Below are 12,225 nucleotides of genomic sequence, written 5' to 3' on the forward strand. Positions count from 1 at the left end.
GGATGATGGTCAGCGTGCTTTGGAACCTGGTGGCGTTTCTGATTGCGCTCGGTATCTTGATTACCGTGCACGAATTCGGACACTTTTGGGTTGCCCGTCGTTGCGGCGTGCGCGTTGAACGCTTCTCCATCGGTTTCGGCCGGGCGCTGTGGCGCCGCACCGATCGTCAGGGCACCGAGTACGTTATCGCGCTGATTCCGCTCGGCGGCTACGTGAAGATGCTGGACGAGCGCGTGGAGTCGGTGGCGCCGGAAATGCGCCACCAGGCCTTCAACAACAAAACCGTCTGGCAGCGCGCGGCTATCATCAGCGCCGGCCCCATCGCCAACTTCCTGTTTGCTATCCTTGCCTACTGGCTGGTGTTCATCATCGGCGTGCCGAGTTTCCGTCCGGTGATAGGCGAAATCGCGCCGCAGTCGATCGCCGCCAGGGCCGAAATTTCGTCTGGCATGGAACTAAAGTCGGTTGACGGCATCGAAACGCCTGATTGGGAGTCAGTTCGTCTGGCGCTGGTGGCGAAGATTGGCGATGCGCAAACCGAAGTCGGCGTCGCGCCGTTCGGCTCGTCGCAGGTGGTGACCAAAACCCTGGATCTGCGCCAGTGGAACTTTGAACCGGACAAGCAGGATCCCGTTGTCGCGCTGGGCATTATGCCGCGCGGCCCGCAGATTGAATCCGTGCTGGCGGAAGTGCAGCCGAACTCGGCGGCGCAAAAGGCGGGTTTACAAGCGGGGGACAGGATCGTTAAAGTCGATGGTCAGCCGCTGGGTCGTTGGCAGACGCTGGTGAAGCGTATTCACGATGGCCCGGGCCAACCGTTGGCTTTGGAGATTGAAAGAAACGGCGCCCCCTTGTCTTTGACGCTGATACCGGATACAAAGCCGGTGGGAAAAGACAAATCGGTGGGGTTTGCAGGCATCATTCCAAAAGTGCTGCCGCTGCCGGACGAGTATAAGACGATTCGTCAGTATGGACCGTTCTCGGCGCTGTATCAGGCCGGCGACAAGACCTGGCAGCTGATGCGGCTGACGGTCAACATGCTGGGCAAATTAATAACCGGTGATGTAAAGCTGAACAACCTGAGTGGCCCGATCTCGATTGCACAGGGAGCAGGGGCGTCAGCCGGAGTCGGGTTCGTGTATTATCTGATGTTCCTGGCGTTGATTAGCGTCAACCTGGGTATCATCAACCTGTTCCCATTACCGGTGTTAGATGGTGGGCATCTCCTCTTCCTGGCGATAGAAAAGCTGAAGGGTGGGCCGGTTTCCGAGCGAGTACAGGACTACAGCTACCGCATAGGTTCGATCGTGCTGGTGTTGTTGATGGGTCTTGCACTTTTCAATGATTTTTCCCGCCTCTAGGGGCGGGGATAGGTTAGGAAGAACGCATAACAACGATGGCGATGAAAAAGTTGCTCATAGCGTCGCTGCTGTTTGGCAGCGCCACCGTATACGGTGCAGACGGGTTCGTAGTGAAAGACATTCATTTCGAAGGCCTGCAGCGAGTCGCCGTCGGTGCGGCGTTACTCAACATGCCGGTTCGCGTCGGCGATACCGTCACTGACGATGACATCAGTAATACCATCCGTGCCTTGTTTGCCACCGGCAACTTCGAGGACGTGCGCGTACTGCGCGATGGTAATACCCTGATCGTTCAGGTGAAGGAACGTCCTACCATCGCCAGCATCACTTTCTCCGGCAACAAGTCGGTGAAGGATGACATGCTCAAGCAGAACCTGGAAGCCTCCGGCGTCCGGGTGGGCGAGGCGCTCGACCGCACCACGATCTCCAGCATTGAAAAAGGGCTGGAAGACTTCTACTACAGCGTCGGTAAATACAGCGCCTCGGTGAAAGCCGTGGTCACGCCGTTGCCGCGCAACCGTGTCGACCTGAAACTGGTGTTCACGGAAGGGGTCTCCGCCAAGATTCAACAAATCAATATCGTCGGCAACCATGCCTTCACCAACGACGAACTGATCTCGCGCTTCCAGCTGCGTGACGAAGTGCCGTGGTGGAACCTGGTCGGCGATCGCAAATACCAGAAGCAGAAACTGGCGGGCGATCTCGAAACCCTGCGCAGCTTCTATCTGGATCGCGGCTATGCCCGTTTCAACATCGATTCTACCCAGGTGAGCCTGACGCCGGATAAAAAAGGCATCTACATCACCATCAACATCACCGAAGGCGATCAGTACAAGCTTTCCGATGTCGTCGTAAACGGCAACCTGGCCGGTCACTCGGCGGAAGTCGCGCAGATCACCAAAATCGAACCGGGCGAGCTGTACAACGGCAGCAAGGTGACCAAAATGGAAGACAACATCAAAACGATGTTGGGCCGTTATGGTTACGCCTACCCGCGCGTCGGCACTCAGCCGGAGATCAACGACGCGGATAAAACCGTCAAGCTGCACGTCAACGTCGACGCGGGCAACCGCTTCTACGTGCGCCGCATCAAGTTCGAAGGCAACGACACCAGCAAGGATTCCGTACTGCGCCGCGAAATGCGCCAGATGGAAGGTGCCTGGCTCGGCAACGAGCAGGTCGAGCAGGGTAAAGAGCGTCTGAACCGCTTGGGTTACTTCGAAACGGTTGACGTGGAAACCCAGCGCGTGCCGGGCACCGCCGATCAGGTTGACGTGACCTACAAGGTGAAAGAGCGCAACACCGGTACCTTTAACTTCGGCGTCGGTTACGGCACCGAGAGCGGCGTCAGCTTCCAGGCCGGCGTGCAGCAGGACAACTGGTTGGGTACCGGCTACTCGGTCGGCATCAGCGGCACCAAGAACGACTACCAGACCTATACCGAATTCTCGGTCACCAACCCGTACTTCACCGTTGACGGTGTGAGCCTGGGCGGCCGCGTATTCTACAACGACTTTAAAGCGGATAACGCGGACCTGTCCGACTACACCAACAAGAGTTACGGTGTTGACGGCACGCTGGGCTTCCCGATCAACGAAAACAACTCGTTGCGCACCGGTCTGGGCTATGTCCACAACGGCCTGTCGAACATGCAGCCGCAGATCGCCATGTGGCGTTATCTCGACTCGATGGGCGTGGATGCGAACAAAACCGACCGCGCCAGCTACTCGACGGACGACTTCACCCTGAACCTGGGTTGGACCTACAACAACCTGGACCGCGGCTACTTCCCGACCTCGGGCAACCGCACCACGTTGAACGGCAAGGTCACCATTCCGGGGTCGGACAACGAATACTACAAGGTGACGCTGGACAGCGTACAGTACGTGCCGATCAACGACGACCGCACCTGGGTGCTGTTGGGTCGCGGCCGTCTGGGTTACGCGGATGGGCTGGGCGGCAAGGAAATGCCGTTCTATGAGAACTTCTACGCCGGTGGTTCAAGCACCGTGCGCGGCTTCCAGTCCAATACCATCGGTCCGAAGGCGGTGTATTACAACTCCAACTCGTACCAGTGCCAGTTCAACGCCGGCAGCACGACCGATCGTCAGAGCATCTGTAGCTCGGATGACGCGGTGGGCGGTAACGCCATGGCGGTCGCCAGCCTGGAGCTGATCACCCCGACGCCGTTCATCAGCGAGAAGTACGCCAACTCGGTGCGCACGTCGCTGTTCATCGATGCGGGTACCGTGTGGGATACCAAGTGGAAGAATACCAACGAAACGCTGATGTATGGCGTGCCGGACTACAGCAAGGCCAGCAATATTCGTTCCTCCGCCGGTATCGCGCTGCAGTGGATGTCGCCGCTGGGGCCGTTGGTGTTCTCTTACGCCAACCCGATCAAGAAATACGAAGGCGACAAGTCCGAACAGTTCCAGTTTAACATCGGTAAGACCTGGTAACGGGTCTCGCCTCTGGGCATAACAGTTATTAAGAATCGCAATGGCCAGGCGCCCGCCGGCAGAGGGAGATGATTCTCATTGTTTGGTGGGACAAGTCTGGCAAATTGTGTACTTCAGTGTCATATGACACAAATGGGTGATGGTAAGGAGTTTATAGTGAAAAAGTGGTTGTGTGCCGCAGGCCTCGGTTTAGCAATGGCTGCTTCAGCTGGCGTTCAGGCAGCAGATAAGATCGCTGTCGTTAACGTCTCCAGCATTTTCCAACAGCTGCCGGCCCGCGAAGCGGTCGCTAAACAGCTGGAAAACGAGTTTAAAGGCCGTGCAAGCGAACTCCAGAACATGGAACGTAGCCTGCAGACCAAAATGCAACGTCTGCAGCGTGACGGCGCTACCATGAAAGCCAGCGACCGCAGCAAGTTGGAAAAAGACGTGATGGCGCAGCGCGAGCAGTTCTCTCAGAAAGCTCAGGCTTTCGAGCAGGACAACCGTCGTCGCCAGATGGAAGAGCGTAACAAGATCCTGAGCCGCATCCAGGACGCGGTGAAGTCTGTCGCGAGCAAAGGCGGTTATGACGTGGTGATCGACGCCAACGCCGTTGCCTATGCAGACTCTTCCAAAGACATCACTGCTGACGTGCTGAAACAGGTTAAATAACACATGCTTTCAATTCGACTGGCTGATTTAGCGCAGCAGTTGGATGCACAATTGCACGGTGATGGCGATCTCGTCATCACCGGCATTGCTTCTATGCATTCGGCACAGCCTGGCCAAATCACGTTTTTGTCAAACAGCCGCTACCAAGAGCAGCTGTCTTCCTGCCAGGCAAGCGCCGTGGTGCTTACCGAAGCGGATTTACCACACTGCCGCAGTGCGGCGCTGGTGGTTAAGAACCCTTACCTGACCTATGCGCGCATGGCGCAGCTGATGGACACCACGCCGTCGCCGGCCCAGGATATCGCGCCAAGCGCGGTTATCTCGCCTGAAGCGCAGCTGGGGCAGAACGTCGCCATTGGGGCGAATGCGGTGATCGAGTCGGGTGCGGTGCTTGGCGATAACGTGGTTATCGGCCCGGGCTGCTTCATCGGCAAACACGCACGCATCGGCGCGGGAACGCGTCTGTGGGCGAACGTCACGATTTATCATGCGGTCGAAATCGGCCAGCGCTGCCTGATCCAGTCCGGAACGGTGATCGGCGCAGACGGTTTCGGCTATGCGAACGAGCGCGGCGAGTGGATCAAAATTCCTCAGTTGGGCACGGTGATTATCGGCGATCGCGTCGAAATCGGCGCTTGCACCACCATTGACCGCGGCGCTTTGGATAACACCCAAATCGGGAATGGTGTTATCATCGACAACCAATGCCAGATTGCACATAACGTCGTGATTGGCGACAATACCGCCGTCGCCGGCGGTGTGATCATGGCCGGCAGCCTGAAAATCGGCCGCTACTGCCAGATCGGCGGCGCCAGCGTGATCAACGGTCACATGGAGATTGCCGACAAGGTTGTTGTTACCGGAATGGGAATGGTTATGCGACCAATCACCGAACCTGGGGTATACTCTTCGGGCATTCCGTTGCAGCCTAACAAGGTTTGGCGTAAAACCGCTGCGTTGGTAATGAATATCGATGAGATCAGCAAGCGCTTGAAAGCTGTCGAACGTAAAGTCGGAAAAGACTAGTCATTGCCGCCCGCCCCGGCGGGTACAAAACGAAACGCGTTGGTCGTGAGACCAAAAGCGCAAAGAGATGTTAATTTGCGGCCTGCATGATGATCTCCTTTTGGGGTCAGCGCAGGCCGTGTTGTTGATGCCATCAGTTTTTAGAGACAGGAAGAGTATTTTGACTACTGACACTCATACTCTGGATATTGCAGAAATTTTGGATCTGCTTCCTCACCGTTACCCGTTCTTGCTGGTCGACCGCGTCCTCGAGTTTGAAGAGCACAAATATCTGCGTGCGGTGAAGAACGTATCGGTGAATGAACCGTTTTTCCAGGGCCACTTCCCTGGCAAACCGATTTTCCCAGGCGTATTGATCCTGGAAGCCATGGCGCAGGCCACCGGTATCCTGGCGTTTAAAAGCGTCGGCAAACTGGAGCCGGGCGAGCTGTATTACTTCGCCGGTATCGACGAAGCGCGCTTCAAGCGCCCTGTGGTGCCAGGCGATCAGATGGTCATGGAAGTCACCTTCGAGAAAACGCGCCGCGGTCTGACTCGCTTCAAAGGCGTGGCGACCGTTGACGGTAAAATTGTCTGCGAAGCAACCATGATGTGTGCCCGCAGCCGGGAGGCTTAATCCGTGATTGACCAAACCGCCTTTATCCATCCAAGCGCGATAGTCGAAGAAGGCGCCGTGATCGGCGCCAACGTGCATATCGGCCCTTTCTGCTACGTCGGCTCCCAGGTGGAAATCGGCGCCGGCACGGTGTTGAAATCCCACGTGGTGGTAAACGGCATTACCAAGATTGGCCGCGATAATCAGATTTATCAGTTCGCCTCCATCGGCGAAGTGAATCAGGATCTGAAATACGCGGGCGAGCCGACGCGTGTGGAAGTGGGCGATCGCAACCGCATCCGCGAAAGCGTCACCATTCACCGCGGCACCGCGCAGGGCACCGGGCTGACCAAAGTGGGTAATGACAACCTGCTGATGGTCAACGTGCACGTTGCCCACGACTGCGTGGTCGGCAATTCTTGCGTGCTGGCCAACAACGCCACGCTGGCAGGACATGTGGAAATCGACGATCACGCCATCATCGGCGGCATGACCGCGATCCACCAGTTCTGCATTATCGGTGCGCATGTGATGGTAGGCGGTTGTTCCGGCGTCGCTCAGGACGTGCCTCCGTTCGTCATCGCTCAGGGCAACCACGCAACGCCATTTGGCGTCAACGCGGTCGGCCTGAAGCGTCGCGGTTTTGACAAGGATGAAATGCAGGCGATTCGCAACGCCTACAAAATCCTTTACCGCAGCGAGAAAACGCTGGATGAAGCGAAAGCGGAAATTGAAGCCCTGGCTAAAGAGCAGCCGGTGGTGCAGCAGTACCTCGATTTCTTCACCCGTTCCACCCGTGGCATCATTCGCTGAGTTATGTCGAATCGTCCATTGACTATCGGATTGGTCGCCGGAGAAACCTCCGGTGACATTCTCGGCGCCGGCTTGATCCGCGCGCTCAAGGCGCAGATCCCCGACGCGCGTTTCGTTGGCGTCGCCGGCCCGCTGATGCAGGCCGAAGGGTGTGAAGCCTGGTACGAAATGGAAGAGCTGGCGGTTATGGGCGTGGTGGAAGTGCTCGAGCGCTTGCCACGCCTGTTGAAGATCCGCAAAGATCTCACTCGCCGCTTCAGCGAGCTGCGGCCGGACGTGTTTGTCGGCATCGACGCGCCGGACTTCAACATCACGCTGGAAGGCCGCCTCAAGCAGCGCGGCATTCGCACCATCCATTACGTCAGCCCGTCCGTATGGGCCTGGCGGCAAAAGCGCGTTTTCAAAATTGGCAAAGCCACCGATCTGGTGCTGGCCTTTCTCCCTTTCGAAAAAGCGTTTTACGATCGTTTCAACGTGCCTTGCCGCTTTATCGGCCACACCATGGCGGACGCCATGCCGTTGCAGCCGGATCGGCTGGCGGCACGCGCCCAGCTTGGCATCGCTCCGCAGGCGCGCTGTCTGGCCTTGTTGCCGGGCAGCCGCGGCGCCGAAGTCGAGATGCTGAGCGCCGACTTCCTCAAAACCGCGCAGCTGCTGCGCACGCGTTATCCCGAGCTGGAAGTGGTGGTGCCGCTGGTCAATGCCAAACGGCGCGAGCAGTTTGAGCGCATTAAGGCCGAAGTGGCGCCGGATCTGACCGTACACCTGCTGAACGGCCAGGGACGTGAAGCGATGATCGCCAGCGACGCGGCGCTGCTGGCGTCCGGCACCGCGGCGCTGGAGTGCATGCTGGCCAAGTGTCCGATGGTGGTGGGGTATCGCATGAAACCGTTCACTTTCTGGCTGGCGCAGAAGCTGGTGAAAACGCCTTACGTTTCGCTGCCGAATCTGTTGGCGGGGCGCGAGATCGTCACCGAGCTGCTGCAGCATGACTGCGTGCCGGACAAACTGGCCGCCGCCGTGATGCCGCTGCTGGAAGAGAGCCCGCAAACCGAAGCGCTGAAACAGACTTTCCTTACCTTGCACCAAAGCATCCGTTGCGGTGCGGACGAACAGGCCGCTCAGGCTGTGTTGGAGCTGGCGAAAGCATGATTGAACCCTTTATCTATCCCGCTGCCACGCTGATTGCCGGTGTGGACGAAGTGGGCCGCGGCCCGTTGGTCGGCGCGGTGGTCACCGCCGCCGTGATCCTCGATCCGGCGCAGCCGATCGTCGGTCTGGCGGACTCCAAGAAACTCAGTGAAAAACGCCGTTTGGCGCTGTATGACGAAATCGTCGCCAAAGCGCTCTCCTGGAGCCTGGGCCGCGCCGAGCCGGCGGAAATCGACCAGCTGAATATTTTGCATGCGACGATGCTGGCGATGCAGCGCGCGGTGGCAGGGTTGCATATCGCGCCGGACATGGTTTTAATCGACGGTAACCGTTGCCCGAGTCTGCCGATGCGTTCGCAGGCGGTGGTGAAGGGCGACAGCCGCGTGGCGGAGATCAGCGCGGCGTCCATTCTGGCGAAGGTCACGCGCGATCGCGAAATGGCCGAGCTGGACAGCGAGTTCCCGGATTACGGTTTCGCGCAGCATAAAGGCTACCCGACCGCCTTCCACCTGGAGCGGCTGGCCGCGCTGGGTGCCACCGAGCATCACCGCCGCAGCTTCGCGCCGGTGAAAAGGGCGCTGGCGCTGTAGTCTGCGGGCCTGACTGGGCTCGACGATAGCATTAACCCGGGTTCAGCCTGCTGAACCCCTTCAATCAGGTATCTGGAGATGGCCGAACCTCGTTTTATTCACCTGCGCGTCCACAGCGACTACTCCATGATTGATGGATTGGCCAAGACGGCGCCGCTGGTGAAAAGAGCCGCCGCGTTAGCCATGCCTGCTCTGGCAATCACCGATTTCACCAACCTGTGCGGGCTGGTGAAATTTTACGGCAGCGCGCACGGCGCCGGGATCAAACCGATCATCGGCGCGGATTTCCATGTGCAAAGCGAAGAGCTGGGCGATGAACTGGCTCAGTTGACGGTGCTGGCCAGCAACAACGAAGGCTACCAGAACCTGACGCTGCTGATTTCCCGCGCCTATCAGCGTGGCTATGGCGCCGCCGGGCCGACCATCGATCGCGACTGGCTGATCGAACACCGCGAAGGGCTGATCCTGCTCTCCGGCGCGCGCCAGGGCGACGTCGGCAAGTTTCTGCTGCGCGGCAACCAGGCGCAGGTGGATCAGTGCCTGGACTTCTACCAGCAGCACTTCCCTGACTGTTACTACCTGGAACTGATCCGCACCGGCCGCCCGGACGAAGAGAACTACCTGCATGCGGCGGTGGCGCTGGCCACCGAGCGCGGTTTGCCGGTGGTGGCCACCAACGACGTGCGCTTCCTGGTGGAAGATGACTTCGACGCCCATGAGATTCGCGTCGCCATTCACGACGGCTTTACGCTGGACGACCCCAAGCGGCCGCGCAACTACAGCCCGCAACAGTACATGCGCAGCGAAGACGAGATGTGCGAGCTGTTCGCCGACATCCCGGAAGCGCTGCTGAACAGCGTCGAAATCGCCAAGCGCTGCAACGTCACCATTCGCCTCGGCGAATACTTCCTGCCGCAGTTCCCGACCGGCGATATGAGCACCGAGGACTTCCTGGTGCTCAAATCGAAAGAGGGGCTGGAAGAGCGTCTGGAGTTCCTGTTCCCCGATCCTGAAGTGCGCGCGCAGCGCCGCCCGGAATACGACGAGCGTCTGGACGTCGAGCTGAAGGTGATCAACCAGATGGGGTTCCCCGGCTACTTCCTGATCGTGATGGAGTTTATCCAGTGGTCGAAGGACAACAATGTGCCGGTTGGCCCGGGGCGCGGCTCCGGCGCCGGTTCGCTGGTGGCCTATGCGTTGAAAATCACCGACCTCGATCCGCTGGAGTTCGACCTGCTGTTTGAACGCTTTCTGAACCCGGAACGTGTTTCGATGCCCGACTTCGACGTCGACTTCTGCATGGAGAAGCGCGATCAGGTGATAGAGCACGTGGCGGAGATGTACGGCCGCGAAGCGGTATCGCAGATCATCACCTTCGGTACCATGGCGGCGAAAGCGGTTATCCGCGACGTGGGCCGGGTGCTGGGGCACCCGTACGGCTTCGTCGATCGCATCTCCAAGCTGGTGCCGCCGGATCCGGGCATGACGCTGGAAAAAGCCTTCGCCGCCGAACCGCAGCTGCCTGAAATTTACGAGGCCGACGAAGAGGTCAAGGCGCTGATCGACATGGCGCGCAAGCTGGAAGGGGTAACGCGCAACGCCGGTAAACACGCCGGTGGCGTGGTGATCGCGCCGACCAAGATCACCGACTTCGCGCCATTGTACTGCGACGCCGAAGGGCACCACCCGGTGACCCAGTTCGACAAGAACGACGTGGAATACGCTGGGCTGGTGAAGTTCGACTTCCTCGGTCTGCGTACCCTGACCATCATCGACTGGGCGCTGGAGATGATCAACGCCCGGCGCGCCAAGACCGGGCTGGAACCGATCGACATCGCCGCCATTCCGCTCGACGACAAGAAAAGCTTCGACATGCTGCAGCGCTCGGAAACCACGGCGGTGTTCCAGCTTGAATCGCGCGGCATGAAAGACCTGATCAAACGTCTGAAGCCCGACTGCTTCGAAGACATGATCGCACTGGTAGCGCTGTTCCGCCCGGGGCCGCTGCAGTCGGGCATGGTAGATAACTTCATCGACCGCAAGCACGGCCGCGAAGAGATCTCCTACCCGGATATCCAGTGGCAGCACGAGTCGCTCAAGCCGGTACTGGAACCGACCTACGGTATCATCCTGTATCAGGAACAGGTGATGCAGATTGCCCAGGTGCTGGCCGGTTACACCCTGGGCGGCGCGGACATGCTGCGTCGTGCGATGGGTAAAAAGAACCCGGTCGAAATGGCCAAGCAGCGCGGCGGCTTTGAAGACGGCGCGAAATCGCGCGGCATCGACGGCGAACTGTCGGTGAAAATCTTCGATCTGGTGGAGAAATTCGCCGGTTACGGCTTTAACAAATCGCACTCCGCCGCCTATGCGCTGGTCTCTTACCAGACGCTGTGGCTGAAGGCGCACTACCCAGCCGAGTTTATGGCGGCGGTAATGACCGCCGATATGGACAACACCGACAAAGTGGTGGGGCTGGTGGACGAATGTTGGCGTATGGGGCTGAAGATCCTGCCGCCGGACATCAACAGCGGCCTTTATCACTTCCACGTTAACGACGACGGCGAGATCGTTTACGGCATCGGCGCCATCAAGGGCGTGGGGGAAGGGCCGATCGAGGCGATTATCGAGGCGCGCAACAGCGGCGAGCAAGGTTACTTCAAAGACCTGTTCGACCTGTGCGCGCGCTCCGACATCAAGAAACTGAACCGCCGCATTCTGGAGAAACTGATCATGTCCGGGGCGTTCGATCGCCTTGGGCCGCACCGCGCCGCGCTGATGAATTCGCTTGGCGATGCGTTGAAAGCGGCGGATCAGCATGCGAAAGCCGAAGCTATCGGCCAGGTGGATATGTTTGGCGTGCTGGCGGAAGCGCCGGAGCAGGTGGAGCAATCCTACGCCAATATCGCGCCCTGGCCGGAGCAGGTGGTGCTGGACGGTGAACGGGAGACGCTGGGGCTGTACCTCACCGGCCACCCGATCACCCAGTACCTGAAGGAGATCGAACGTTACGCCGGTGGCCAGCGTTTGAAAGACATGCACCCGACGGACCGGGGCAAAATGACTACCGCCGTCGGGCTGGTGGTCGCCGCGCGGGTGATGGTGACCAAGCGCGGCAACCGCATCGGCATCTGTACGCTGGATGACCGTTCGGGCCGTCTGGAAGTGATGCTATTCACCGAAGCGTTAGAAAAATACCAGCATTTGTTGGAAAAAGACCGTATCCTTATCGCCAGTGGACAGGTCAGCTTTGATGACTTTAGCGGCGGGCTTAAAATGATGGCCCGCGAGGTAATGGACATCAGTGAAGCCCGGGAAAAATATGCTCGCGGGCTTGCTATCTCGCTGACTGACAGGCAAATTGATGACCAGCTTTTGAACCGTCTCCGTCAGTCGTTGGAACCCCATCGCTCGGGGACGATTCCAGTGCATCTCTACTATCAACGGGAAGATGCGCGAGCCAAGCTGCGTTTTGGCGCAACCTGGCGCGTGACGCCCACCGACCGCTTGTTGATCGACTTGCGGACGTTGGTAGGCAATGAGCAGGTGGACTTGGAATTTGACTAAAATAG

Annotated in this window: 9 protein-coding genes; all 9 read left to right on the forward strand. The window is 58.9% G+C overall.

From position 1 onward, the window contains the following. Nucleotides 1-5 precede the first annotated feature (5 nt). The 9 genes from rseP (at nt 6) to dnaE (ending at nt 12,220) form a co-directional block, all read left to right on the forward strand. Nucleotides 6-1,361 carry a sigma E protease regulator RseP gene (gene rseP / locus AC6BYQ_RS24010; RefSeq protein WP_025160242.1) on the forward strand — a complete coding sequence of 452 codons (1,356 nt, stop codon included), beginning with the start codon at nt 6-8 and terminating at the stop codon, nt 1,359-1,361. Between the two features lie 35 nt (nt 1,362-1,396). After that, complete coding sequence (gene bamA / locus AC6BYQ_RS24015) at nt 1,397-3,823, forward strand: outer membrane protein assembly factor BamA (protein ID WP_019455759.1); 2,427 nt, start codon at nt 1,397-1,399, stop codon at nt 3,821-3,823. 156 nt (nt 3,824-3,979) lie between these two features. Beyond that, on the forward strand, nt 3,980-4,477 hold the full coding sequence (gene skp, locus AC6BYQ_RS24020) for a molecular chaperone Skp (protein WP_004931958.1): 498 nt from the start codon (nt 3,980-3,982) through the stop codon (nt 4,475-4,477). A gap of 3 nt (nt 4,478-4,480) precedes the next feature. After that, nucleotides 4,481-5,503 (forward strand): UDP-3-O-(3-hydroxymyristoyl)glucosamine N-acyltransferase, encoded by a 1,023-nt coding sequence (lpxD, locus tag AC6BYQ_RS24025; protein ID WP_025160243.1) that lies wholly within the window; start codon nt 4,481-4,483, stop codon nt 5,501-5,503. A 160-nt stretch (nt 5,504-5,663) separates the two neighbouring features. Further along, entirely contained in the window at nt 5,664-6,119 is a 456-nt protein-coding gene (gene fabZ, locus AC6BYQ_RS24030; RefSeq protein ID WP_004931962.1) for a 3-hydroxyacyl-ACP dehydratase FabZ, read from the forward strand. A 3-nt stretch (nt 6,120-6,122) separates the two neighbouring features. After that, nucleotides 6,123-6,911 (forward strand): acyl-ACP--UDP-N-acetylglucosamine O-acyltransferase, encoded by a 789-nt coding sequence (gene lpxA / locus AC6BYQ_RS24035; RefSeq protein ID WP_063917930.1) that lies wholly within the window; start codon nt 6,123-6,125, stop codon nt 6,909-6,911. A 3-nt stretch (nt 6,912-6,914) separates the two neighbouring features. Further along, nucleotides 6,915-8,063: a lipid-A-disaccharide synthase gene (gene lpxB / locus AC6BYQ_RS24040; protein ID WP_063917929.1), complete on the forward strand. Its 1,149-nt coding sequence runs from the start codon at nt 6,915-6,917 to the stop codon at nt 8,061-8,063. Further along, nucleotides 8,060-8,653 carry a ribonuclease HII gene (gene rnhB / locus AC6BYQ_RS24045; RefSeq protein WP_019455763.1) on the forward strand — a complete coding sequence of 198 codons (594 nt, stop codon included), beginning with the start codon at nt 8,060-8,062 and terminating at the stop codon, nt 8,651-8,653. Before lpxB ends, rnhB begins: the two co-directional genes overlap by 4 nt. A gap of 78 nt (nt 8,654-8,731) precedes the next feature. After that, nucleotides 8,732-12,220 carry a DNA polymerase III subunit alpha gene (dnaE, locus tag AC6BYQ_RS24050; protein ID WP_019455764.1) on the forward strand — a complete coding sequence of 1,163 codons (3,489 nt, stop codon included), beginning with the start codon at nt 8,732-8,734 and terminating at the stop codon, nt 12,218-12,220. The last annotated feature ends 5 nt before the right edge of the window (nt 12,221-12,225 follow it).

This window comes from Serratia sp. LTN-2, from assembly GCF_059740205.1.

Excerpts from the sequence above, each read along its gene's own strand:
- dnaE (WP_019455764.1), top strand. The coding sequence starts at position 8,732 with ATGGCCGAACCTCGTTTTATTCACCTGCGCGTCCACAGCGACTACTCC.
- rseP (WP_025160242.1), top strand. The coding sequence starts at position 6 with ATGGTCAGCGTGCTTTGGAACCTGGTGGCGTTTCTGATTGCGCTCGGT.
- lpxD (WP_025160243.1), top strand. The coding sequence starts at position 4,481 with ATGCTTTCAATTCGACTGGCTGATTTAGCGCAGCAGTTGGATGCACAA.
- bamA (WP_019455759.1), top strand. The coding sequence starts at position 1,397 with ATGGCGATGAAAAAGTTGCTCATAGCGTCGCTGCTGTTTGGCAGCGCC.
- lpxB (WP_063917929.1), top strand. The coding sequence starts at position 6,915 with ATGTCGAATCGTCCATTGACTATCGGATTGGTCGCCGGAGAAACCTCC.
- rnhB (WP_019455763.1), top strand. The coding sequence starts at position 8,060 with ATGATTGAACCCTTTATCTATCCCGCTGCCACGCTGATTGCCGGTGTG.